Below are 22,253 nucleotides of genomic sequence, written 5' to 3'. Positions count from 1 at the left end.
TCGGACCGACTCCCTTCACAAAAGCAGACGCAGTCACACACAATCCCACACACCTGTTCTCGGTCCCGAGCCCGCACCTCATTGCCGGAGTGTCCTCGCACCACCAGACCGAGCCCGTCCCGACATCAAGGATGATGATCATGCGTACTCGTCGAGCCGCACTCACCGCCATAGCCGGCGCCGCCTCCCTCGCCCTCACCCTCACCGCCTGCGGCCAGGACAGCGAGGGCGGCAGCAAGGCGGAGGCCGGCGACGCCAAGGGAGGCACCATCGGCATCGCGATGCCGACCAAGTCCTCCGAGCGCTGGATCGCCGACGGCAACAACGTCGTCAAGAACCTCAAGGCCAAGGGCTACAAGACCAAGCTGGTCTACGGCGAGGACGACCCCGACCAGCAGGTCTCGCAGATCGAGAACCTGATCACGCAGGGCGTCAAGGGCCTGATCGTCGCGGCCATCGACAACAAGTCCCTGAACAACGTGCTCCAGCAGGCCAAGGACGCCAAGATCCCGGTCATCGCCTACGACCGCCTGATCCTCGGCACCCCGAACGTCGACTACTACGCGTCGTTCGACAACACCAAGGTCGGTGAGCTCCAGGCCAGCTACATCGTCGACAAGCTGGGTCTGAAGAGCGGCAAGGGCCCCTTCAACATCGAGCTCTTCGCCGGCTCCAACGACGACAACAACACCAAGTACTTCTTCGGCGGCGCCATGAGCGTGCTGCAGCCGTACATCGACAGCAAGAAGCTCGTCGTCAAGTCCGGCCAGACCAAGATCAACCAGGTCACCACGCTGCGCTGGGACGGTGCCACCGCGCAGAAGCGCATGGAGGACATCCTCACCTCCACGTACGGCAGCGGAAAGGTCGACGCGGTCCTGTCGCCGTACGACGGCATCTCCATCGGCATCATCGCCGCGCTGAAGTCGGACGGCTACGGCTCCGCCAGCAAGCCGCTGCCGGTCATCACCGGCCAGGACGCCGAGCTCGCCTCGGTGAAGTCGATCATCGCGGGCCAGCAGACGCAGACCGTCTACAAGGACACCCGCAAGCTCGCCGAGGTCGCCTCGACGATGGTGGACGACGTCCTCAACGGCAAGAAGCCCCAGGTCAACGACACCAAGACGTACGACAACGGTTCCAAGGTCGTCCCCGCCTACCTGCTGCAGCCGGTGAGCGTCGACAAGAGCAACTACACCAAGGAACTGGTCGACACCGGCTACTACAAGGCCAGCGAGCTCAACTAGTCAGCCCTGTCGGCCCATTCCTCTGATTGAAAGGCACGACCATGGCGGGACCCGTCCTGGAAATGCGCTCGATCGTCAAGACCTTTCCCGGCGTCAAAGCGCTGTCGGACGTCACACTGACCGTCCGCAAGGGCGAGGTCCACGCCATCTGCGGTGAGAACGGCGCCGGGAAGTCCACCTTGATGAAGGTGCTCTCCGGCGTCCATCCGCACGGCACGTACGAGGGCGACATCCTCTTCGAGGGAGAGGTCGTCTCCTTCAAGGACATCCGGGCGAGCGAGCAGCACGGCATCGTGATCATCCACCAGGAGCTGGCCCTGGTGCCGTTCCTGTCGATCGCGGAGAACATCTTCCTCGGCAACGAACACGCCTCGGGCGGGTTCATCAACTGGAACGAGACGCTGAAGCACGCCACCGAGCTGCTGCGCCGGGTGGGTCTGACCGACCACCCGGAGACCCGGATCACCGACATCGGTGTGGGCAAGCAGCAGCTGGTGGAGATCGCCAAGGCGCTCTCGAAGAAGGTGAAGCTGCTCATCCTCGACGAGCCGACCGCGGCTCTGAACGACGAGGACAGCGGCAAACTCCTGGATCTCATCCTGGAGTTGAAGAAGCAGGGCATCACCTCGATCATCATCTCCCACAAGCTCAACGAGATCCGCCGGGTCGCCGACTCGGTCACGATCATCCGCGACGGGAAGTCGATCGAGACCCTGGACGTGAAGGCCCCGGAGACCACCGAGGACCGGATCATCTCCGGCATGGTCGGGCGCGACCTCGACCACCGCTTCCCGGAGCGCACGCCGTACGAGGGCGAGGTGGACGCGGCCCCGGCGCTCGAGATCCGCAACTGGACCGTGCACCACCCGATCGACCAGCAGCGCAAGGTCGTCGACGACGTGTCGATCCATGTGCGCCGCGGCGAGATCGTCGGCATCGCGGGCCTGATGGGCGCGGGGCGCACCGAGCTCGCGATGAGCGTGTTCGGGCGCACCTACGGCCGGCACGCGGCCGGCCAGGTCTTCAAGGACGGCAAGGAGATCCGTACGAAGACCGTCGCGGAGGCGGTCCAGCACGGGATCGCCTACGTCACCGAGGACCGCAAGCACTACGGCCTCAACCTCATCGACAACATCAACCGGAACATCTCGCTGACCGCCCTGAACAAGGTCGCCAAGCGCGGTGTGGTCGACGAGCACGAGGAGCGGAAGGTCGCCGAGCGCTTCCGCAAGTCGATGAACATCAAGGCGCCGACCGTCTTCGAGACGGTGGGCAGGCTGTCCGGCGGCAACCAGCAGAAGGTCGTCCTCAGCAAGTGGATCTTCGCGGGTCCCGAGGTGCTGATCCTGGACGAGCCCACGCGCGGTATCGACGTGGGCGCCAAGTACGAGATCTACACGGTCATCGACCAGCTGGCCGCCGAGGGCAAGGCGGTCGTCTTCATCTCCTCCGAGCTGCCGGAACTGCTCGGGATGTGCGACCGCATCTACACCATGGCCGCGGGACGGCTGACGGGTGAGGTTCCGCGGGCCGAGGCCACGCAGGAAGTGCTGATGCGCCAGATGACGAAGGACAAAGAGGTAACGCGATGAGCACCGATGTGACGAAGGTTCCGGCCGCGGCGCCGCCGGGCAAGAGCGGGGGGTCGTCCTCCGACGGGGGCCTGCTCCAGCTGATGCTGAACGGGCTGCGCCGCAACATGCGGCAGTACGGCATGCTGATCGCGCTCGGCCTGATCGTCGCGCTGTTCGCGGTGTGGACCGACGGCGACCTGCTGCTGCCGCGCAACGTCTCCAACCTGGTGCTCCAGAACAGCTACATCCTGATCCTCGCGATCGGCATGATGCTGGTGATCATCGCGGGGCACATCGACCTGTCGGTCGGTTCGCTGACCGCGTTCGTGGGCGCCTTCGCGGCCGTGCTGACCGTGCAGCACGACGTGGCCTGGCCGGTCGCGCTGGTGCTGGCCCTGGTGGTCGGCGCGGTCGCCGGCGCGGTCCAGGGCTATCTGATCGCGTATCTCGGCATCCCGTCGTTCATCGTCACCCTGGCGGGCATGCTGCTCTTCCGCGGTCTGACGGAGATCCTCCTTGAGGGCCAGACCCTCGGCCCGTTCCCGAACGGTCTGCAGAAGCTCGGCAACGGCTTCCTGCCCGAGGTCGGCCCGGACACCAACTACCACAACCTCACCCTGCTGCTGGGCTTCGCGCTGCTGGCCTTCGTGGTCTACCAGGAGGTCCGCGACCGCAAGCGCCAGCAGGAGTTCGCGCTGGACGTGCTGCCCCGCAACGCCTTCCTGCTGAAGCTCGTCGCGATCGCCGCGGCGGTCCTCGCGGTCACGATGCTGCTCGCCAGCTACCAGGGCGCGCCGATCATCCTGCTCGTCCTCGGTGTGCTGGTGGTCGGCTACGGCTACGTCATGCGCAACGCGGTCTTCGGACGGCACATCTACGCGATCGGCGGCAACCTGCCGGCCGCGAAGCTGTCCGGCGTCAAGGACAAGAAGGTCACCTTCCTTGTCTTCCTGAACATGGGCGTGCTCGCGGCCCTGGCGGGTCTGGTGGTCGCAGCCCGTCTGAACGCGGCCTCCCCGAAGGCGGGTCTGAGCTTCGAACTCGAGGCGATCGCCTCGTCGTTCATCGGTGGCGCGTCCATGAGCGGCGGTGTGGGAACCGTCCTCGGCGCGATCATCGGTGGTCTCGTCCTCGGTGTGCTGAACAACGGCATGAACCTCCTCAGCGTCGGCACCGACTGGCAACAGGTCATCAAGGGCCTCGCCCTGCTGGCCGCGGTCGGGTTCGACGTGTGGAACAAGCGCAAGTCCGGTTCGTAAGTCATCTCGGGCCCCGTCGGTGAAACCGGCGGGGCCCGCTTCCTTCACAGGAGCCGCTAGATGGAACTGAACAGACGAACGGTCATCGCCGGCGCCGCGGCCGCGGGAATCGCCGCGACGACGCTCGGGGGCACCGCTGAGGCGTCCAGCAGCAAGAACCCGACCAAGAAGCTCTTCGGCAAGCTCGCCGACGGCACCAAGGTCTACATCTGGTCGCTGGCCAACGGCGGCACGCGGATGAAGGTCCTGTCCTGGGGCGGCGTCGTGCAGTCCCTGGAGATCCCGGACCGGCACGGTCACCACGCCAACGTCTCGGCGGGCTTCGACAACCTCGATGACTACGTCGCCAAGACCCCGTACTTCGGCGCGCTGATCGGGCGTTACGGCAACCGGATCGCCAAGGGCCAGTTCACCCTGGACGGCAAGAGCTACCAGCTCTCCGTCAACGACGGGGTCAACAGCCTGCACGGCGGCACCCAGGGCTTCGACAAGCGGGTGTGGGACGTCGAGCCGTTCACCAAGGGCTCGGACGTCGGCCTGCACCTGCACTACACGTCCGTCGACGGCGAGATGGGCTACCCGGGCACCCTCAAGGTGAAGGTGACGTACACCCTCACCCGGCACGGCGACTGGCGGATCGACTACGAGGCCACCACCGACAAGGCCACCGTGGTCAACCTGACCAACCACGTGTACTGGAACCTCGGCGGCGAGGGCACCGGCACCATCGAGGACCACGAGCTGCGCATCGCCGCCTCCCGCTACACGCCCACCGACTCGGGTCTGATCCCGACGGGTGAGCTGGCGAAGGTCGCGGGCACCCCCTTCGACTTCCGCAAGGGCAAGCTGATCGGCCGGGACATCCGGGCCGGCCACCAGCAGCAGGTCCTCGCCAAGGGCTACGACCACAACTGGGTCCTGGACAAGGGCATCACCGCCAAGCCCGAGCACGTGGCGACCCTGCGCGACCCCTCGTCGGGCCGCACGCTGAAGATCTCCACCGTCGAGCCGGGGCTCCAGTTCTACTCGGGCAACTTCCTCGACGGCACGCTCACCGGCACCAGCGGTCACACCTACCGCCAGGGCGACGCGCTGTGCCTGGAGACGCAGCACTTCCCGGACTCGCCGAACCACCCGTCGTTCCCCTCGACGGTGCTGCGTCCGGGCCAGACATACCGGTCGACGACGATCCACTCGTTCGGCGCCTGACCTGGTCTGATACGGGGTTCGGGCCCGGGGTTCCCGAACTCACACTTCTTTCACACCCGTTGAACAGCGCCACGCAGGAATCCGTATGTAAGGGCGGCCCGTGCTCCCCCGCGCGGGCCACCCAATGACGACGGACCCGGTCGTCCCCGCCGGGTCCGCCCCATACGGAGGTTCGATGGCCGACAACGTCACCTCGTTGTTCCGCAGCACGGCTGCGCACAGCCCGTCCATGGCGGCGCTGGCGCGCGAAGGCGGAGACGGGACGGGGCCGGTGGACTTCTGTATCCCCTGCAATCCCTATTTCCCCACCCCGGCGATGATGGACACCATGGCCGCGCGGCTGAAGGACATCATCACCTACTACCCCAGCGGCGCCGACACGATCACCGCCGAGCTGTGCAACCTGCTCCAGCTGCCGCCGCAGGCCGTGGCGATGGGCAACGGCTCGACCGAACTGATCACCTGGATCGACCACCTGCTGGTCCGCGAGTCCCTCGCCGTCCCGGTCCCCACCTTCGGCCGCTGGACCGACCAGCCGATGGAGACCGGCAAGCGGGTCGACATGTTCCCGCTCCAGGAGTCCAGCGGATTCGCCCTGGACCTCGCGCAGTACGCCGAGTTCATCCGCACCCGGGGCACGCGGGTCGCGGTCATCTGCAACCCGAACAACCCCGACGGCGGCTTCCTCCACAAGCACGCGCTCGTGCAGTTCATGGACGCCATGGCCGACCTGGACCTCATCGTCATCGACGAGTCCTTCCTGGAGTTCGCGGACGCCGAGCAGGAACCCTCGGTGGTCCAGGAGGCGATGATCCGGCCGAACGTCATCGTGCTGCGCAGCCTCGGCAAGAACTTCGGCCTGCACGGCATCCGCTTCGGCTACATGGTCGCCAACCCCGCCCTCGCGGGCCGGGTCCGCTCGATGCTGCCCAAGTGGAACCTCAACGCCTTCGCCGAGTACGTGGTGTTCATGCTCAAGGAGCACGGCGCCGAGTACGCCCAGAGCCTCCACCAGGTCCGCCGGGACCGCCTCGACATGGCGAGCCAGCTCGCCCAGCTGCCCGGCCTGACCGTCTACCCCTCGCAGGGGAACTTCCTCTTCGTGCGCCTTCCCGTCGGCGCCGAGGGCACCGTGGTCCGGGACCGGATGCTCACCGAGCACCGGATCCTCGTCCGCGAGTGCGGCAACAAGATCGGTTCTTCCAGCCGCTTCCTGCGGCTCGTGGTGCGCCCCCAGGTGGACGTGCGTCGCCTGGTGTCCGGCCTGGAACAGGTGCTCTACGGGACCAGGAGGGGAGCCGCCGTGCCCGAGCTCGCTCAAGGGACCAGCTACAGCTCGGGTACGGCGGCAGTGGACCGTCTCGTCGGCCAGACCAACGGAGCCGGCCTCCAGGACCTCGCGGCGATGGCCGTCGGCGGGGGCGGAGGGATGAGCGCCGGCATGCCGATGCCGGCCCCCCAGCCGGTGGCGGTGGCCGCGGCGCCGCCCATGGGGACGGCGGCCTCGATGGGCACGGCCGGCTCCATGGGAGCGGCTGCCTCCATGGGAGGGACTGGCTCGATGGGAGGGACTGGCTCGATGGGGGCGGGGATGCCGATGCCGGCCCAGATGCCCGCTCCGGCTCCGATGCCGACGCCCGCCCCGATGCCGGCCCCTGTGCCCATGCCCCCCGCCCCGCCGGCCCCGGCCTCCTTCCCGCCGCCCAGCGGCCCGACCCCACCGGGAGTGCCGGCCCGCGGCGGACTCACGGCCGCACAGGTCCGCGGGATGACCGCCCCGGCGCCGGGTGCCCCGCAGGAACTGTCCCAGGCCCCGGCCACCGGGTGGCCCAACGCGCAGAGCTGGCCCAACGCGGCGGGGATGGGCCAGGCCGGCTGAGGCGCTTCGGCTACACCGGGTTCAGCCTCCACTGCTGGCAGTTGTTGGACAGCCAGGACCACTGGCGTACGTCCGCCGCGTCGGCCGTCGAGCAGTCCGCCACGTCGGCGACCTTGCCCGTGGCCTGGTTGACGATCCGCACGTAGCCGCTGTCGGTCACCAGGAACCTGAACCGCTGACAGGTGTTGTCGAGCCAGGACCACTGGCGCAGATCCGCGCCGTCGGCCGTCGAGCAGTCCGCCGTGTCCAGGACCTTCCCACTGGCCACGTTGACGAGGCGGCTGGTGTCGTCGCCCCGGTCCTCGACGCGCCAGCGCTGGTTGGTGGCGCCGTTGCAGGTGTACTGCTGGACGTTGGCGCCGTCGGCCGCGGAACCCCCGGCCACCTCCAGGCATTTGCCGCTGTTGCGGTTCGTGACGGTGTACGTCGTCGAGGCGGCCGACGGTTCACCGGACGGGCCGGTCATGCTCGCCCCGAGCCGGACCGGCGTGCCGAGGTTCGGGGTGCCGTCGGAGTTCCACGTGAACTTCTGGGCCCGTGTCGTACGGCCGTTGTCGCAGCCGTCGGAGGCGGAGTCGTTGGCGTGGTAGACGATCCAGTTCTCGGTGCCGTCGGGCGAGCTGAAGAAGCCGTTGTGGCCGGGGCCGTAGACGCCGGCGGAGTCGTTGCGCTGGAAGACCGCCGTGGACTTCTTCGTCCAGGAGGACGCGGAGAGGGGGTCGGAGCCGGTGAGGGTGAGCTGGCCGAGCTTGTAGTCGGGGGTCCAGCAGCCGCTCGCCGAGTAGATCAGGAAGGTCTTGCCGCCCCGCTGGAGGATCTCGGGGCCCTCGTTGACCGAACCGCCCGACTTCTCCCAGGAGTTGGTGGGAGTGGAGATGGTCGAGAAGCCGGTGGCGAGGGTGTACGGGTTGGACAGCCGGGCCGCGACGAGGTTCTGGGTTCCGCCGCTCGCACTGCCGAACAGGTAGAGCTGGCCGTTGATGGTGGCGACGGTGGGATCCAGCATCCAGGCGGAGTTGAGCTGGTTCTTGTAGGTGTACGGCCCCATGGGGTCGGACCCGGCGCTCTCCAGCACGTGGGTGCGCTGGGTCGGGTTGTAGTCGGAGATGTTCTGCCCGGCGACGTAGTACAGGTACCAGCGGCCGTTGATGAGGTGGATCTCGGGTGCCCAGATGTTGCAGCACCGGCTCGCGGCGTCCCCGGTCCACACCTGCACGCTCGGCGCGGTGGCGAGTCCGGCCAGGGTCGGCGACTTGCGCATGGTGATGACGTTGGTCCAACTCGTCGTCACCAGGTAGTAGTTGCCGGCGTAGTAGGAGATCCAGGGGTCGGCGCCCTTCTGCGCCTTGACCGGGTTCGAGAACGAGGCCGCGCTCGCGGAGGACTGTCCGAGCCCGAGGGCGAGGAGCAGCGCGGCCAGCAGGATCAGTAGGCGACGGGCCATCCGCTGCTCCAGTTCAGAAGGTTGATGCCGAGCTTGGGGGTGCCGTTGTCGTTGCCGTCGTAGTAGTGGTAGACGATCAGGTCGCCGTCGGAGTCGTTCATGATCGACTGGCCGCCGGGGCCGATGTACCGGCCGTGCGTCTCCAGGACCGGGGTGCCGCCGTTGTTCATCATCGAGACGCCGTTCTTGTCGACGTACGGCCCGGTGACGCTGGTGGCGCGGCCGACCTTGACCTTGTAGGTCGAGCTGGTGCCGGCGCAGCAGGTGTCGTAGGACGCGAAGAGGTAGTAGTAGCCGTTGCGCTTCACGATGTACGGCGCCTCGACGGCCTTGGTCCCGGTGGGGCGGGAGGCGATCGAGTAGCGGGTGGTGTTGGTGGAGAGCTGCTTTCCGGTGGACGGGTTGAGCTGGATCATCTTCAGGCCGGTCCACCAACTCCCGAAGGACAGCCACCACTTGCCGTCACTGTCGACGAACAGGTTCGGGTCGATGGCGTTGTAGTCGCTGGAGGTGGTGGAGGTGTACACGGTGCCCTGGTCGCTCCAGGAGCCCGGCAGGCCGGTGCTCGACGTCGCCAGGCCGATCACCGACTTGTTGGATCCGAAGGTCGAGACGGCGTAGTACAGCAGGTACTTGCCGCCCTGGTAGGAGATGTCGGGCGCCCAGGCCTCGGTGGCGTACGACGACCACCAGGCCGGCTTGGTGGAGAAGGCGTCGCTGCCGGCCGTGAACGCGGTCCGGTCGGTGGAGGTGCGGTACCCGAGGCCGCCGCCGGTGCCGTACAGGAGGTAACGGCCCGCCGAGGTACGGATCATCGTCGGGTCGTGGATGGTGGTGGCGCCGGTGACGGTTCCGGGGTTGGGGTACGCGGAGGCCGTGCCCGGGATCAGGGCCAGCAGGAAAGCCACGGGAACTGCCAGAAGTGAGGTGCGGCGCACGCTGACGCTCCTTGAGTGGGGGGATGTTCGGTATGTCGATCACCGATCAGAGCTTCGGACGGGACCGTAGAATCGAACACCTTGCGCGTCAATGGTTCGCGCACGCCTCAGTGGTGGTCGGAAGTCGTGCCATGCCGGCGGCTCAGTCGGCCAGACCCGCTCGTCGCAGCAGCTTCAGCCAGTCGTCGTACTCGACCAGTTCGTCGTCGACCAGGGCGAGCCGCTGGTACTCGTCGAACGTGGCCAGGCGCTCCAGGAAGTACGCCTCGACCCCGGGCGCGAGGTGATCGAAGCGCTCGGCGTCGACCCACTCCCAGTGCTCGTCCGGGATGCCGAGGACGCTGCCACCCGAGCGGTCGAGGAAGACCGGCGTCTGGTTCAGCATGCCGATGCAGAACAGCTTCTGCGGGGAGAGGTCCAGTGGGGAGTCGACCACGGGCCCGCAGTAGAACTGGTGCTCCTCGGCCTCCTCCAGGCCGAAGAGCTGCACTGACGGCCCGCAGCTCGCGCCGTTCAGCACCCGGCAGAAGTCCAGGAACTGCCGCGGCACCCCGCCGGCCTCCGCGGCGGCGGCCGTCTCCTCGTCGATCGTCCCGCCGAGCGTGAACGACAGCACGTCCGGACTCTCCGCCAGCGCCGTCCGCAGCGCGTCCACCGTCGCGATCAGACGGGACGACACCGGGCTCTCGCTGGTCATCTGGCCACCACTTGATGTCGATGTTGACGGGATCGCTGTCCCTGGTGAGCATCCGCAGGTTACGCCACGCGTCCGGACCAGCCCCCGCGCAGCACCCCGCGTGCCACCTCAGTCCCGTCAGGAGGCGAGCGCGTCCCGCATCGTCTTCGCGGTGACCGCCGGGTCGTATCCCTCGGGAACACCGTCTACGAGGATGATGTCGCCCTCGATGTGCCGCGAACGCAGGGGCGCGATCTCCTGGTACGCGGCGGAGTCCCACCAGGCCCGCGCCTCGGCGATCCCGGGAAACCCGATCACCACGACGTGCCCGGGCCAGCCGCCCTCCCTCACCTCGTGCTGCGCGCCGTGCACGAGGAAGCGTCCGCCGTACGGTTCGAAGGTGGCGGTGATGCGCTCGATGTACTCGGCGATCTCGGGATGCGGCGCGGCTTCCCGCAGGTGGGCTATGGCGTAGGCGGTCATGGTGTCCTCCCGGTCGGTAGGGCTCCGTACGCCGACGAGCCTGGCACGCGGGGCGAACCGGGGTCGATTACCGGCGAGGTAAGCGGGCCGGTCGCCCGGGGATCGGGCATGTGGGCTCACGTCAAGCGCAGCCTGGCCAACCTCGCCGTGGTCGCCCTGGACCGCCGGGAGGCCCCCGTCCGCAACCGGCTCGAACGACTCCCGTCCCGGTCTGAAACCCTCGACGGCTTCATGGCCGGCCCTGGGTCTCCCAGTCGGTCAGGTCCACGATGAGATCGCAGTGCGGGTCATCGAGAGACGGCTTCTGGTGCTGGTCTTCTTCGATGAGGCTGGGAAGGGAGGCGATCAGAGCGGTAGGCGTACCGGTGAGGCGAATGTCCACGCCGACGATGCCGGGGCGGTCAGGGCGTTGCACGTACAGGCGCAGCAGACTGTGCCCCAGCAGCAGGAAACCGATCAGGAAGGGGTCCTCCTCGTCGCCGGGGTCCGACAAGGCGCGCAGGACGGTGAGTGCCTGGCCCTGTTCGGGTTCCGGGTCCGGGGTGATCTCCTCGGGACTGAGGCGGATGACGGTCATCCCCATGGCTTCGCTGATGTCACTGCTGCTGTAGAGCTGGGTGCCGGCCAGGACGGTGCGCAGGATGCCGGGGATGTAGTACGGGGCGACGGTGTCGTGGGGGATCTCGTACAGGAACGTAGCGCCGTCCTCGTCGTCTCCGGCATGGACGGCGATCCGGACGGCGCCCGGGGCGGGCACGACTCCGCGCAGGCGGCAGCCCTCGGCGATGGGGGCGTTGAGGTAGTACAGCAGCAGGCGGCTGACAGCCGCCTGCTGCTCTCGGTCTTCGGAATCGATCACTGGTTCATCCATGCGGGGCACTTGTTGTTCGGCTGGTTGCGGCAGAAGGCGTTGATGACGCCGATCTTCTGTCCCCGGCCGGCGTCGTACCGGCCATCCTTAGTCTTGCGCGTGTACTGAACGATGACGACGAACTTGACCTGCGCGGGGCTGCCGCCGGTCCTGATCGCGACGCCGTCATACTCCAACCGTCCGTGGCCGTCATTGCGGTCGACTTTGTCCCTGAGGGCCGCGTTGAGGATGGCGCATTTTTTGATGTTGTGTCGGTGGGTGAAGTGGTTCCAACCGAGCTCGGAGTTGCCGTACCGGGTAACTATCTTGCGCCCGTCGGCATCGGTCGACGTGCAGTGAACCCGCATGTCGAACGGGTTGGGTACGACCGGACCGGGTCTGGCCTGCGCGGTCGGGGATGCGGACAGAAGGACCGCGGCGGTCAGGGCAGTGGCCGCCAAGGGCAGAATCTTCTTCATGGCGTGATCATGACATGCACCCAAAAGGGCGAGCCGACACTTTGGGAACACTTGGCACAACCCGGTTCGTCCCGGCCTGAAACCTCCGACGGCTTCATGGCCGGCCTTGGCGGCGAGGACGGCCGCCACCAGGCCCGACGCAGCTCATCGGTCCGGAGCAGCGGGGACACCGGTGCCCACCGGGCCGGAGATGCCGCTTGAACGCGACACGGCAGGACACATACGTGCAGTGCGGCTTGTAGGCCCTGGAACCGTTTCCGGGTGGCCGCAGACGAGGGCGTCAGCTGTCCCTCGCCCCCGCCCACCTCGCCGGCGCCGGCCACCGCGGCAGATCCACCTCCGCGCGGACCGTCTTGCCCGGCGGCGGCTCCCGGTCCAGCACCTCCCAGCGGTCGGCGAGGGCGTCGACGAGACGGAGACCGCGGCCGCCGTCGTCCAGGGGGCCTGATGGCCGTACGGCGGGAACGGGCTCGGTGCGCGTGTCGGTGACCTCGACGCGCACACTGCCGGGGACGAGGGAGAGCCGCAGCTCGAAGTCACGCCCGGGCACCCGGCCGTGCGTCACCGCGTTCGCGGCGAGTTCGGCGACGATCACCGCGACGGAGTCGGCGGCCGGGGCGTCGTGCGGGATACCCCAGTCGTGCAACTGGTTCAGGGCGAGGTGCCGGGCGAGGCGGGCACCTCTCGGGGTCGCACTGAGTCGCTGGGTGAACATACGTACGGTGACCGGGGGTTGGGGGGTGGCAGATGCTGTCATGGACCCAATCTGCCGCCCCGGAGCGGACTTCTCCAGGTCGACACCGCGTACGCCGGGGCAGAGTACGCGGTCACGGGCTGGACAGTACGTGTGACGGACCGTGACCATGGGCGCGGGAGGTGACCGACTGTGGTCGATGGTGGCGGTGAGCCGGAGTCGTCGGACAGCATGCGGACGTTCGGGGCGGTGCTGCAAGCCCTGCGGGAGCACTCGGGGTTGAGCCGGGAGGAGTTCGGGGATCTGGTCGGGTTCTCCAAGCACACGGTGGCGAGCGTGGAGTTGGGGCGCCGGATGCCGGATCTGGTGCTGGTGGAGCGGGGGGAAGAGGTACTGGGGAACACGGGGGCGTTGCGGAAGGCGTTTCCGAAGCTGGGTCGGCAGCCGGGGCTGGCGGCGTGGTTTCGGAGGTGGGCGGGCCTGGAGACGAACGCGATCACTCTGTACACGTACGAATGCCGGTTGATCCCGGGGTTGTTGCAGCCGGAGGCGTACGCGCGGACGCTGTTCACGAACCAGCTCCCCCCGCTGGACGACGAGCAGATCGAGGCTCAGTGGGTCGCGCGAGCGGAGCGTCAACGCCTGCTGCGGGAAAGGCCGAACACAGCCTTCGGCTTCATCCTGGAGGAGCACCTGTTCCGTCGGCGCACGGGCGGACCCGCGGTGACAGCGGAACTCATCGACCACGTGCTGAAGGTGGCCGAGCTGCGGAACGTCGAGATCCAGATCATGCCGACCCAGCAGGAGAACCACGCCGGACTGGACGGCCCCATGCAGCTGCTGGAGACATCGGAGACCCAGTGGTTCGCCTACTGCGAGGGTCAGCGAGCCGGACTGCTCATCTCCGACCCGAAAGAGGTCAGCGTCCTCCAACGGCGATATGCCAGGATGCGCTCACAGGCTCTCACTCTCACGGACTCGGTGAGCCTGTTGCAGCGGATGCGAGGGGACGTATGAGCAGCAGCGAACTGGACTGGTTCAAGTCGAGCTACAGCAGCGGTGGCGACGGCGACTGCGTAGAGATCGCCCTCACCCCCACCACCATCCACATCCGCGACTCCAAGAACCCCGAGGGCCCCCACCTCACCACCACCCCCACCCCCTGGACGGACTTCCTCACCCACCTCACGAAGTGACCTCGTCGTTGCGCAATCGCTGGTCGTCAAGTACGAGCGGAAGCCGGTCGCGCTGCCACTGGCATTCAAGGCGCCCTGCGGTCTCCTCGTCATCCGGTGCGGCAGCGCGTGCGGCCTTGATCGCATAGGCGGCCGCACCGAGCTCGTGCGCGGCGACGTGTGCGACGACCGCTGCCTGGCCGGCGGCCTAGGCAGTTTCGTTTGGATCAGTGGGACGTTGATCTGGGCATGTCGTTGACTGACGCCCAGTGGGCGCGGATCGAGCCGTTACTTCCGGACCGGAAGCCGAAGAGGGGTGGCCGTTGGCGGGATCACCGTGAGGTGATCGACGCGATCGCCTTCAAGTTCCGGACGGGAACCCAGTGGGTCCATCTGCCGGAGAAGTACGGGAACTGGCGAGGCGTCTACAACCGACTGCGGATGTGGGCCGTCGATGGCACTTGGGAACGGGTGTTCACGGCGCTGATGACCCAGGCCGACGCCGACAAGGAGCTTGACTGGGTCGTCTCGGTGGACTCCACAATCGTGCGCGCCCATCAGCACGCCGCCGGGGCCCGCAAAAAGGGGCCCCGGCGGCCGAGCCGCACGACCACGCCATCGGGCGGTCGCGCGGGGGACTTACAACGAAGATCCATCTTGCCGCCGACGGCCGCTGTCGTCCCCTCGCGTTTGTCCTGACCGGCGGTCAAGCGGGCGACGCACCCACCTTCATGGACGTCATGGCCAGCCTCCGTGTACCGCGTCGCCGCGGACGGCCCCGAACCAGGCCTGACGTAGTCATGGCCGACAATGCGTATTCCTCCCGCGCGATCCGCGCCCACCTGAGCAAGCGCGGCATCCGCGCGGTGATCCCCGTGCCGGCAGATCAACGTGGCCATCGGCTGCGGAGGGGCAGCCGGGGCGGGAGACCGCCAGCGTTCGACCGCGAGACCTACAAGCAGCGCAACACCGTCGAACGGTGCATCAACCGCCTGAAGCAGTGGCGCGGCATCGCCACACGCTACGAGAAGACCGCGACCATATACCTGGCCGGACTCCACATCGCTGGCATCTTCCTCTGGTCCGCCTGCTGACATAGGGAAGCTGTGCGGTGTCAGCTGACATAGATCGGTACGCCCATTGTCAGACGCTGCTGGCAGCATCCCTGCCATGAACGCCATCTTTACCACCCCGCCGCGGCTGTTCGACGTCACCGCGCTCTTCCCTCAACTGGCCCCGCTGGCGCGCACGGCGACCCGGCTGCACCCGCGGCCGGGGTCGCCGACCGTGCACGACAGTTCCGTCGGCGGGCCGCTCCTGTGGCCCGCCGACGAGCCGTGGCCCCACTGCGTAGAGCCGCACGACACTGAAGCGGCAGACGAGATGCACTCTCCGGACGAGATCCGGATCCTGCGTCGCATCCATGCAGCAGCGGCCGAGCGGCGGCTCCGCGACCCCCAGGCACCCGCGATCACGCCCGAGGAACGGGAGATCGAGCAGCGGCTCCGCGAGGGCCACCCGTGGTTCGACGGCCCGATTCCCATGATCCCCGTGGCCCAGCTCTACGCCCGCGACGTCCCTCTCCCGGCCAGACCTCCCGGAGCCGACCTTCTCCAGGTCCTGTGGTGCCCTTGCGACCACGAGGAGTTTGCACACCCCCGAACCGCCCTCTTCTGGCGTTCCTCCGCCTCCGTCACCGACGTCCTCGAGGCCCCGCCCGAGCCGCCCGTGATCCAGTTCGACTGGTACCTGCCGGAACCGTGCTTGCTCGCACCGGAACAGATCACCGAATACCCCAGCCCCCTGGAGCTGAGCAAGGAACTGCAGCAGCAGTTGGGCGACGTGAACCTGTGGGAGACAGCCGGATTCGCGTGGGACAGCACCGGCGCATTGGACCCGCAGGAGTTCTACTTCCGCAACCTGTGCCACGCCCCCGGGTGGAAGACCGGCGGCTGGACCCGCTGGGGCCTCACCGACCCCATGCCCCGCCCGTGCCCCGAATGCGGCACCGAGACGACCCCGCTCCTCACCATCGCGTCCTTGGAATGGAACTCCGGCAGCAAGAGCTGGATGCCCGACGAGGAACGGACGAACCCGACTCCGCTCCTCCTCGGCACCCCGCCCTCGAACTTCACTCTCCTCGACATCGCCGGCGCCTACAGCCTGCAACTCCACGTCTGCCCTGCATCCCCGGAGCATCCCCACATCGAACTGGTCCAGTGAGCCCTCGCGGAAGTCCTCCGCGCCGACGCGTACGCCGCGATCGGCACCGCGATCGACTCTCCAGTCAGTAGCCTTGGCCAACTACCAGATGATCCAAACGACGGGCCCTAGGCGGCGTGCCGTGCAGCGCCACGCGGGCCCTGCATCATCTTGACCTCGCCACGCGCCCAGGCGCGGGCATGCTCGATCGACTGGCTCGGCCGCGGGTCCTCGGGCCGAGCCGACTCGAACAGGCCGAGGACGTGCTCCGCGCAGGCTGCCGCCCAGAGGGCGAGGAGATGGTGATCCGCATCAGTGAGGGTCCCACCGCGGCGGATCGTCACGAAGCGAGGATCCACGAACCAAAAAGACACGCAGCCCCGCAAGCCCGTCGAAGCCCAAAGGCTCGAACACCCCCGCGGGGCCACGCCCGCCGTCCGGCGCCCGTCAGCCGGAAGCGACCGCCGGCCCGAAGTCCGCCTCCAGCCGCTCCCTCCACCCGGCGTCCGCAAGCCCCGCTCCCACCAGTACGTCCCGCCAGTCCTCCTTGGCCAGCTGGACGGCGTCGAGGATGCGGTCCACCCGGCCCTGTCCGCACAGCAGTGTCGCGGCGGCGATCCGCTCCTTGTCCTCCTGGTCGCCCCGGTCGGTGAGGTGGTTGACCAGCTCGGTGAGGAGATCGCCCACCACCTCGCCCTCCCGGCCGGGGAAGTCCTCCGCGATGCGCCGTTCGACCCGCACGGTAAGCCCCATTTACCCTCCTTGTCGGCATACGCCCCGCTACGCTACCGCGCCCACCCCGCCCGACACCGCAAGCTGTCTCGCAAGAAACTTGACGATCCCTCACTTTGCCGAACTGACAGCTCACCAACAGCAACCCCTTCTAGGGTGCCGTGTCCATGACAGACACCCCCATGAACGAGAACGAGACCCCCACGACCGGCCTCCCCGCGCGGGACGCGATCACCCGACGCACCGTCCTGGTCGCCACCGGCGCCACCGCCGCCGCCCTCGCCGTCGGCGCCGCCGCGCCGCGGACGACCGACACCGCCGACACCGCCGACACGGCCCCCGTGGCCGCCGCGGCGGTCTGCACCCTCACCAAGGAGATGACCGAAGGCCCCTACTACCTCGACGGCCAGTACGTCCGCTCCGACATCACCGAAGGCAAGACCGGCTTCCCGCTCAAGCTCTCCCTCACCGTGGTCGACGACGACACCTGCGCCACCATCAGCAACGCCCTCGTCGAGATCTGGCACTGCGACGCACTCGGCGAGTACTCCGGCTACGTCGGCAAGAACGGCCACAGCGAGCCCGACAGCGGCACCTTCCTGCGCGGCGGCGTCCTGACCGACTCCAGAGGGGTCGCCGCCATCACCACGGTCTACCCGGGCTGGTACGTCGGCCGCTGCGTGCACATCCACGTGAAGGTGCACGTGAACGTCACCCTCACCGCCGACGGCTCCTTCACCGGCGGCACCGAACTCCACACCGGCCAGCTCTTCTTCGACGAGAAGATCACCGCCAAGGTCGGCGCGCTCGCGCCGTACTCGGCCAACAAGGTCACCCGCACCACCCTCGCCCAGGACGGGATCTACGACGACGGAGGCGCCGCGTCCGGCCTCCTGACCCTGACCGCGCTGGGCAGCAGCCCCTCCGCCGGCTACTCCGGCACCCTGACCCTCGGCGTCGAACGCTGATCACGCGTCGCCCGCCGCCCACAGGAGCGGCGGGCGACACCCGTTCAATTGCCCGGGCACTCCTTCCACGCCATGTGGTACACGGTGCTGATGTCACCGTCGGTCGAGTCCATCGTCATGAAGCTGACCTTGGACGGCGACGAGCTGCCCGCGCTGACGCGGATCTCGGTGTTGATGTTGAAGTTGCGCTGAACTCCACAGGGGGCCCACACCAGTTGGGCCCAGTCGGTGGTGTCGGTCGCCTGCCAGTTGTCGTTGAGGGCGCCCGTGAAGGGGTGGGTCTTGGCGGCCGTCTGCGAGGAGCCCTGGAAGTAGTACGAGGCTCTCTGCACGGCGCTCGCACCCAACTGGAGCGAGGCGAAGCCCCGGTAGTCCGCCTCGGCGATGGCGTAGGTGAAGCCCGAGGGGACGTGCACGACCAGGTTGAGCTGGCAGTTCTTGCGGAACGCGGTGGGGTCGGAGTTGCCGCCGACCTGCGCGAGGTAGTCGCTGTAGGTGACCGTGAACGCGGTGTTGTCCTCGGAGACCGCGACGGCCGCGGTGCCCGCGGGACAGCCGGAGCCGTTCACCGTGGCGACGTTGATGACGATCTTGTCCGGGGGCGGGTCGACGAACCCGCCGGACGGGTTGTGCGCGGGCACCGCCGCGGTGACGAGAGCGGCGATGGCGCCGCCCAGAAGAAGTCCACTTGCCATGGGGGGTCTCTCCTCTGCGCTGAAGTTGAAGCGTGGAGAACCTGTGTGGTTTCTGTGAAGCACCGCGGCGATCGAATCGTAGGGAGCGCCCTGTGGCCCCACCAGGGCGAACTCCAGCCATTCCGGTGATGGCTTGACTCACGTGTAAACAGGGGAAGTTGGACCCCCGAGGTCAGGGGTTCTCCCACGCGGCCGGTTCGTCCGCGAGCCGCCGCACCGGCTCGGGGAGCGCGTCGCCCGCGATGTCGGCGATGGTGACGCCCTCCAGGATCTTGCGGACGTTGGCCCGCAGGGCGATCCACAGCGGGAGCAGCGGCTGCGCGGAGCCGGTGTACTCCAGACCGGTGGGCCGCTCGCCGCGCACCGACACGATCGGGCCGTCCACCGCGCGGATGACGTCCGCGACGGTGATGGCCGAGGCCTCGCGGGCCAGCCGGTAGCCGCCGCCCCCGCCCCGCCTGCTGTCGACGATCCCGCCGCGCCTGAGATCGCCGAGAATCCCCTCCAGGAACTTGTGCGGAATGTCCTGGACCTCGGCGATGGCCTCGGCCTTCACCGGCCCCGCCTCCGGCCTCACGGCAAGCTCCAGCACCGCCCGTACCGCGTAGTCCGCCCGTGCAGAGATCCTCATACGACAATTGTGGGGCGTTCGGACGGAGACAATGGCCACGCCACAATAGGCACACCAACCACACCCACGGACGGACTGGCGCAAGCGCGGCACGACCAGGAGGCGCTCCCTTGGAGCTGAGCAGACGTACATTCAGCGCCCTCGCCGGCACGACGGCGCTCGGCTTCGCGCTGAGTGGCAGCGGTGGGGAGACCACCCGGGCCTACGCCTCCCACAGCGTGCCCACCGGGCCCGCGCCCGGCGCGCCCGCCGCCGACCGGGTGCGGCACAAGGTCGGCTACGACAAGTACTCGCTGCTGGTCGACGGCCGCCGCCTGGTGCTGTGGTCGGGCGAGATGCACCCGTTCCGGCTGCCGAGCCCGTCGCTGTGGCGGGACGTGCTGCAGAAGATGCGCGCCCACGGCTTCAACGCGGTGAGCGTCTACGTGGCCTGGAACTACCACTCCCCCGGCCCCGGCCAGTACGACTTCACCGGCGTCCGCGACCTCGACCTGTTCCTGCGCACGGCCGCCGAGACCGGCCTGTACGTGATCCTGCGCCCGGGCCCGTACATCAACGCCGAGGTCGACGGCGGCGGTTTCCCCGGCTGGCTCACGGCGACCGCGGGCCGGGCCCGCACCTCCGACCCGGCCTATCTGTCGTACGTCGACGAGTGGCTGACCGAGGTCAACGCGATCGCCGCCCGGCACCTGTTCACCAAGGGCCGGGGCACGGTCCTGCTCTACCAGATCGAGAACGAGTACGACGCCTTCGTCGACGAGCCCCTCGGCCGGGACTACATGTCCCACCTGTACAAGAAGGTGCGCGCCGACGGGATCGACGTGCCGTTGTTCCACAACGACAAGGGCAGGAACGGCTACTGGACCCCCGGCTCCTTCAACACCGGCGGTGAGGAGCGCGGTTGGCTCTACGGCTTCGACGGGTACCCCGAGCCGTCCGAAGTGCCGCCCGACTGGGGGGACTTCGGCGTGGGCGGGCTGAAGGGCGGGGCGACGGCCAGCCCCCGGACGCCCGGGTTCATCCCGGAGTTCGGCGGTGGCTGGTTCGACCCGTGGGGCGGGGCCACCTTCGACGGCAAGGGGTACGCGCAGGCGCGGTACAGCCGGGACGCGGCCTACGAGCGGCGCTTCCAGCTCACCAATCTCGCCAACGGCATCACCGTGCACAACGTCTACATGACCTTCGGCGGCACCTCGTGGGGCTGGCTGCCCGCACCGCAGGTCTACACGTCGTACGACTACGGGGCGGCGATCGACGAGGCACGCCGGCAGACACCGAAGCTCGCCCCGGCCCACCAGCTCGGCCATCTGCTGCGGACCGTGCCGGACTTCGCCAAGCTGGACCGGGCGGACGCGGTGCGGGCCGCCGACGAGCGGCTGAAGGTGTACCACCTGACCAACCCGGACACCGGCTCCCATGTGTACGTCGTGCGCAACGACACCGACGCGCCGATCACCACCACGATCCCGGACGCCGGGATCGACGTGGCGTTCACCGTCGCCGCCCATGACGCCCGGCTGCTCACCGCGGGACTCCAGTTGGGCGGGCGCACTCTCAAGTTCGCCACCGCGCAGCCCATGATGTGCCAGAAGGTCGGCCGGATGGACGTCGCCGTGTTCACGGCCCCGCACGGCGAGATGGCACAGGTGCTCCTCGAGTGCCCGGAGGAGCCGCTGGTCACCCGGGGCGACGCGGAACCCGCGTGGAACTACGACCTCGGCGTCCTGAGGATCACCGTGCCGATGGGCGTCGGCGGCCCGGCCCGGGTGCGGATCGAGGGCGGCGGCAGCGACACCCCGCTGCTGCTGATCTTCGCCGACGACCCGGGCGCGCTGCGGCTGTTCCCGGTGGACACCCCGACGGGACCGGTGCTCGTGTACGGGCCCTCGCTGGTGCGCGAGGTCACCCTGGACGGCGCGACCGCCCATCTCACCGGCGACACCGTCGAGGGCACGGGCATGGAGGTGTGGGGTCCGCGGGGCATGAGCCGGATCACCTGGAACGGCCGCCCGCTGCGCGCCTCCGTCACTCCCATGGGCAGCCTGCGCGCCGACATGCCGCCCACTCCCGGACAGCTCCCGATCCCCGCCGTGGGCGAGGTGCGGCTGCCCGCGCTGGGCGGCTGGCGGCGCCGTACCGAGAACTTCGAGGCCGCCCCGGACTACGACGACTCCGGCTGGACCACGGCCGACCGGACCAGCTCGTACAGCGTCACCCCGGTCCCGAAGGGGCAGCCGGTGCTGTTCGCCGACGACTACGGCTTCCACTACGGCGACGTCTGGTACCGGGCACGTCTGACGGACGCGGAGGAGCTGGAGTCGGTGTCCCTGGCCTACAGCACGGGCACGCAGGGGCTGCTGATGGCGTGGCTGGACGGTGAGCCGATGGGCACGCACCGGATGCCGGTGCCGGACAAGTCTACGGCTCGCAAGGGGAGTTGGACGGCGACGGCCACCTTCGACGTGCCGCCGCCGGCCGGTCACTCGCCCCGTGTCCTGTCCGTCCTCGTGCGGCGGATGGCGCACGACATGGACGGCAGGTCCGCCGACTCCCACAAGGCGGCCCGGGGGTTGACGGCGGTCACCTTCAAGGGCGGTTCTCCGAAGGCGAGTTGGCGTATCCAGGGCGAGACGACCCCGGACCCGGTGCGGGGGCCGCTCAACAACGGCGGGCTGTACGGGGAGCGCAAGGGCTGGCACCTGCCGGGCTTCGCCGAGGAGCACTGGGAGGACACGGAGTTGCCGCGCGCCGACCGGCGCCAGGGGGTCACCTGGTACCGGACGACGTTCCGCCTCGCCGTGGACTCCGGCATCGACGCCTCGATCGGCCTCACCCTCGACGACGACCCCCGGCGCGCCTACCGTGTCCAGATCTTCCTCAACGGCTGGAACATGGGCCAGTACGTCAACGACGTGGGCCCGCAGCACAGCTTCGTGCTGCCGAACGGCATCCTGCGCACGCGGGGCACCAACACCCTGGCGCTGGCGGTGCTGTCCGACGGGACGACGGAGTCGGGGCCCGGGGACGTACGGCTGAGGCTGCTGGGGACGTCGGCGGGAGGTGTACCCGTCACGCCGGTGGACTCCCCCGGCCGCTAGCCTGATGTCCTTGAACTTTC

At 68.5% G+C, this 22,253-nt stretch carries 21 protein-coding genes and 2 pseudogenes; 11 read left to right on the top strand and 12 right to left on the bottom strand.

Annotated elements, in window-relative coordinates; genetic code table 11:
- Positions 1 to 140 precede the first annotated feature (140 nt).
- From chvE to ACFYZ8_RS03945, 5 genes are all read left to right on the top strand, one after another.
- A complete protein-coding gene (gene chvE, locus ACFYZ8_RS03965) occupies positions 141 to 1,247 on the top strand; it encodes a multiple monosaccharide ABC transporter substrate-binding protein (protein ID WP_359032692.1) in 1,107 nt (368 codons plus the stop codon).
- 41 nt (positions 1,248 to 1,288) lie between these two features.
- Positions 1,289 to 2,839 carry a multiple monosaccharide ABC transporter ATP-binding protein gene (mmsA, locus tag ACFYZ8_RS03960; protein WP_359032694.1) on the top strand — a complete coding sequence of 517 codons (1,551 nt, stop codon included), beginning with the start codon at positions 1,289 to 1,291 and terminating at the stop codon, positions 2,837 to 2,839.
- Complete coding sequence (mmsB, locus tag ACFYZ8_RS03955; protein ID WP_359032696.1) at positions 2,836 to 4,080, top strand: multiple monosaccharide ABC transporter permease; 1,245 nt, start codon at positions 2,836 to 2,838, stop codon at positions 4,078 to 4,080. Before mmsA ends, mmsB begins: the two co-directional genes overlap by 4 nt.
- Positions 4,081 to 4,140: 60 nt before the next feature.
- Positions 4,141 to 5,289, top strand: coding sequence for an aldose epimerase family protein (locus ACFYZ8_RS03950; RefSeq protein ID WP_388538473.1), 1,149 nt, complete (start codon positions 4,141 to 4,143; stop codon positions 5,287 to 5,289).
- Positions 5,290 to 5,464: 175 nt separating this feature from the next.
- The gene (locus ACFYZ8_RS03945) at positions 5,465 to 7,168 is read left to right on the top strand and encodes a pyridoxal phosphate-dependent aminotransferase (RefSeq protein WP_388538475.1); all 1,704 of its coding nucleotides are present in this window, start codon (positions 5,465 to 5,467) and stop codon (positions 7,166 to 7,168) included.
- A gap of 10 nt (positions 7,169 to 7,178) precedes the next feature.
- On the opposite strand, the gene ACFYZ8_RS03940 is transcribed toward ACFYZ8_RS03945, so the two are convergent.
- The 7 genes from ACFYZ8_RS03940 to ACFYZ8_RS03910 all read right to left on the bottom strand — a co-directional run bounded on the left by ACFYZ8_RS03940 (position 7,179) and on the right by ACFYZ8_RS03910 (position 12,795).
- On the bottom strand, positions 7,179 to 8,612 hold the full coding sequence (locus ACFYZ8_RS03940) for a family 43 glycosylhydrolase (protein WP_388538477.1): 1,434 nt from the start codon (positions 8,610 to 8,612) through the stop codon (positions 7,179 to 7,181).
- Positions 8,594 to 9,550 carry an arabinan endo-1,5-alpha-L-arabinosidase gene (locus ACFYZ8_RS03935; RefSeq protein ID WP_388538478.1) on the bottom strand — a complete coding sequence of 319 codons (957 nt, stop codon included), beginning with the start codon at positions 9,548 to 9,550 and terminating at the stop codon, positions 8,594 to 8,596. The genes ACFYZ8_RS03940 and ACFYZ8_RS03935 overlap by 19 nt, the downstream gene beginning before the upstream one ends.
- A gap of 142 nt (positions 9,551 to 9,692) precedes the next feature.
- The gene (locus ACFYZ8_RS03930) at positions 9,693 to 10,247 is read right to left on the bottom strand and encodes a hypothetical protein (RefSeq protein WP_359032706.1); all 555 of its coding nucleotides are present in this window, start codon (positions 10,245 to 10,247) and stop codon (positions 9,693 to 9,695) included.
- A gap of 117 nt (positions 10,248 to 10,364) precedes the next feature.
- The gene (locus ACFYZ8_RS03925; protein WP_359032708.1) at positions 10,365 to 10,709 is read right to left on the bottom strand and encodes a DUF1330 domain-containing protein; all 345 of its coding nucleotides are present in this window, start codon (positions 10,707 to 10,709) and stop codon (positions 10,365 to 10,367) included.
- A gap of 229 nt (positions 10,710 to 10,938) precedes the next feature.
- Positions 10,939 to 11,568: a hypothetical protein gene (locus ACFYZ8_RS03920; RefSeq protein ID WP_388538480.1), complete on the bottom strand. Its 630-nt coding sequence runs from the start codon at positions 11,566 to 11,568 to the stop codon at positions 10,939 to 10,941.
- Positions 11,565 to 12,038, bottom strand: coding sequence for a hypothetical protein (locus tag ACFYZ8_RS03915; protein WP_359032712.1), 474 nt, complete (start codon positions 12,036 to 12,038; stop codon positions 11,565 to 11,567). Before ACFYZ8_RS03915 ends, ACFYZ8_RS03920 begins: the two co-directional genes overlap by 4 nt.
- A gap of 280 nt (positions 12,039 to 12,318) precedes the next feature.
- Positions 12,319 to 12,795 carry an ATP-binding protein gene (locus ACFYZ8_RS03910; protein ID WP_388538482.1) on the bottom strand — a complete coding sequence of 159 codons (477 nt, stop codon included), beginning with the start codon at positions 12,793 to 12,795 and terminating at the stop codon, positions 12,319 to 12,321.
- Positions 12,796 to 12,963: 168 nt separating this feature from the next.
- Between ACFYZ8_RS03910 and ACFYZ8_RS03905 the strand changes: the two genes are divergently transcribed.
- Together ACFYZ8_RS03905 and ACFYZ8_RS03900 are read left to right on the top strand one after the other, a co-directional pair.
- Positions 12,964 to 13,749: a helix-turn-helix transcriptional regulator gene (locus ACFYZ8_RS03905; protein ID WP_359032732.1), complete on the top strand. Its 786-nt coding sequence runs from the start codon at positions 12,964 to 12,966 to the stop codon at positions 13,747 to 13,749.
- Positions 13,746 to 13,928 carry a DUF397 domain-containing protein gene (locus ACFYZ8_RS03900; RefSeq protein ID WP_388538484.1) on the top strand — a complete coding sequence of 61 codons (183 nt, stop codon included), beginning with the start codon at positions 13,746 to 13,748 and terminating at the stop codon, positions 13,926 to 13,928. The genes ACFYZ8_RS03905 and ACFYZ8_RS03900 overlap by 4 nt, the downstream gene beginning before the upstream one ends.
- On the opposite strand, the pseudogene ACFYZ8_RS03895 reads toward ACFYZ8_RS03900, so the two are convergent.
- Positions 13,918 to 14,115: pseudogene (locus tag ACFYZ8_RS03895) on the bottom strand (putative immunity protein); the annotation flags it as partial. The gene ACFYZ8_RS03900 and the pseudogene ACFYZ8_RS03895 sit on opposite strands and share 11 nt — an antisense overlap.
- Before the next feature lie 41 nt (positions 14,116 to 14,156).
- Between ACFYZ8_RS03895 and ACFYZ8_RS03890 the strand changes: the two are divergent.
- Together ACFYZ8_RS03890 and ACFYZ8_RS03885 are read left to right on the top strand one after the other, a co-directional pair.
- A protein-coding gene (locus ACFYZ8_RS03890; protein WP_388538708.1) for an IS5 family transposase occupies positions 14,157 to 15,001 on the top strand; the annotation gives its coding sequence in 2 pieces (ribosomal slippage) (positions 14,157 to 14,513 and positions 14,516 to 15,001; 843 coding nt in all).
- Between the two features lie 76 nt (positions 15,002 to 15,077).
- Positions 15,078 to 16,130: a hypothetical protein gene (locus ACFYZ8_RS03885; protein ID WP_388538486.1), complete on the top strand. Its 1,053-nt coding sequence runs from the start codon at positions 15,078 to 15,080 to the stop codon at positions 16,128 to 16,130.
- A 110-nt stretch (positions 16,131 to 16,240) separates the two neighbouring features.
- On the opposite strand, the pseudogene ACFYZ8_RS03880 reads toward ACFYZ8_RS03885, so the two are convergent.
- A pseudogene (locus tag ACFYZ8_RS03880) lies at positions 16,241 to 16,483 on the bottom strand (putative immunity protein); the annotation flags it as partial.
- Positions 16,484 to 16,556: 73 nt separating this feature from the next.
- Entirely contained in the window at positions 16,557 to 16,862 is a 306-nt protein-coding gene (locus tag ACFYZ8_RS03875; protein WP_359038377.1) for a hypothetical protein, read from the bottom strand.
- 146 nt (positions 16,863 to 17,008) lie between these two features.
- Between ACFYZ8_RS03875 and ACFYZ8_RS03870 the strand changes: the two genes are divergently transcribed.
- On the top strand, positions 17,009 to 17,809 hold the full coding sequence (locus tag ACFYZ8_RS03870) for an intradiol ring-cleavage dioxygenase (RefSeq protein WP_388538487.1): 801 nt from the start codon (positions 17,009 to 17,011) through the stop codon (positions 17,807 to 17,809).
- Between the two features lie 44 nt (positions 17,810 to 17,853).
- Here the strand turns inward: ACFYZ8_RS03870 and ACFYZ8_RS03865 are convergent, their stop codons facing one another.
- Together ACFYZ8_RS03865 and ACFYZ8_RS03860 are read right to left on the bottom strand one after the other, a co-directional pair.
- Positions 17,854 to 18,504, bottom strand: coding sequence for a DUF4360 domain-containing protein (locus tag ACFYZ8_RS03865; RefSeq protein WP_388538489.1), 651 nt, complete (start codon positions 18,502 to 18,504; stop codon positions 17,854 to 17,856).
- A gap of 172 nt (positions 18,505 to 18,676) precedes the next feature.
- Complete coding sequence (locus ACFYZ8_RS03860) at positions 18,677 to 19,135, bottom strand: Rrf2 family transcriptional regulator (RefSeq protein ID WP_359038381.1); 459 nt, start codon at positions 19,133 to 19,135, stop codon at positions 18,677 to 18,679.
- A 110-nt stretch (positions 19,136 to 19,245) separates the two neighbouring features.
- On the opposite strand from ACFYZ8_RS03860, the gene ACFYZ8_RS03855 reads away from it, so the two are divergent.
- Positions 19,246 to 22,233: a beta-galactosidase gene (locus tag ACFYZ8_RS03855; RefSeq protein WP_388538491.1), complete on the top strand. Its 2,988-nt coding sequence runs from the start codon at positions 19,246 to 19,248 to the stop codon at positions 22,231 to 22,233.
- Positions 22,234 to 22,253: the final 20 nt, after the last annotated feature.

The organism is Streptomyces sp. NPDC001668, assembly GCF_042893155.1.
In the GTDB taxonomy this organism is placed as follows: Bacteria; Actinomycetota; Actinomycetes; order Streptomycetales; family Streptomycetaceae; genus Streptomyces.
This window is presented reverse-complemented; position numbering and strand designations above follow the sequence as displayed.

What these genes read in the sequence shown, in the direction of transcription:
- ACFYZ8_RS03940 (WP_388538477.1), bottom strand. Translation starts at nt 8,612, where the DNA reads ATGGCCCGTCGCCTACTGATCCTGCTGGCCGCGCTGCTCCTCGCCCTC.
- ACFYZ8_RS03910 (WP_388538482.1), bottom strand. Translation starts at nt 12,795, where the DNA reads ATGACAGCATCTGCCACCCCCCAACCCCCGGTCACCGTACGTATGTTC.
- ACFYZ8_RS03860 (WP_359038381.1), bottom strand. Translation starts at nt 19,135, where the DNA reads ATGAGGATCTCTGCACGGGCGGACTACGCGGTACGGGCGGTGCTGGAG.
- ACFYZ8_RS03915 (WP_359032712.1), bottom strand. Translation starts at nt 12,038, where the DNA reads ATGAAGAAGATTCTGCCCTTGGCGGCCACTGCCCTGACCGCCGCGGTC.
- ACFYZ8_RS03930 (WP_359032706.1), bottom strand. Translation starts at nt 10,247, where the DNA reads ATGACCAGCGAGAGCCCGGTGTCGTCCCGTCTGATCGCGACGGTGGAC.
- mmsB (WP_359032696.1), top strand. Translation starts at nt 2,836, where the DNA reads ATGAGCACCGATGTGACGAAGGTTCCGGCCGCGGCGCCGCCGGGCAAG.
- ACFYZ8_RS03900 (WP_388538484.1), top strand. Translation starts at nt 13,746, where the DNA reads ATGAGCAGCAGCGAACTGGACTGGTTCAAGTCGAGCTACAGCAGCGGT.
- ACFYZ8_RS03870 (WP_388538487.1), top strand. Translation starts at nt 17,009, where the DNA reads ATGACAGACACCCCCATGAACGAGAACGAGACCCCCACGACCGGCCTC.
- ACFYZ8_RS03905 (WP_359032732.1), top strand. Translation starts at nt 12,964, where the DNA reads ATGCGGACGTTCGGGGCGGTGCTGCAAGCCCTGCGGGAGCACTCGGGG.
- mmsA (WP_359032694.1), top strand. Translation starts at nt 1,289, where the DNA reads ATGGCGGGACCCGTCCTGGAAATGCGCTCGATCGTCAAGACCTTTCCC.
- ACFYZ8_RS03875 (WP_359038377.1), bottom strand. Translation starts at nt 16,862, where the DNA reads ATGGGGCTTACCGTGCGGGTCGAACGGCGCATCGCGGAGGACTTCCCC.
- ACFYZ8_RS03925 (WP_359032708.1), bottom strand. Translation starts at nt 10,709, where the DNA reads ATGACCGCCTACGCCATAGCCCACCTGCGGGAAGCCGCGCCGCATCCC.
- chvE (WP_359032692.1), top strand. Translation starts at nt 141, where the DNA reads ATGCGTACTCGTCGAGCCGCACTCACCGCCATAGCCGGCGCCGCCTCC.
- ACFYZ8_RS03885 (WP_388538486.1), top strand. Translation starts at nt 15,078, where the DNA reads ATGAACGCCATCTTTACCACCCCGCCGCGGCTGTTCGACGTCACCGCG.
- ACFYZ8_RS03865 (WP_388538489.1), bottom strand. Translation starts at nt 18,504, where the DNA reads ATGGCAAGTGGACTTCTTCTGGGCGGCGCCATCGCCGCTCTCGTCACC.
- ACFYZ8_RS03950 (WP_388538473.1), top strand. Translation starts at nt 4,141, where the DNA reads ATGGAACTGAACAGACGAACGGTCATCGCCGGCGCCGCGGCCGCGGGA.
- ACFYZ8_RS03945 (WP_388538475.1), top strand. Translation starts at nt 5,465, where the DNA reads ATGGCCGACAACGTCACCTCGTTGTTCCGCAGCACGGCTGCGCACAGC.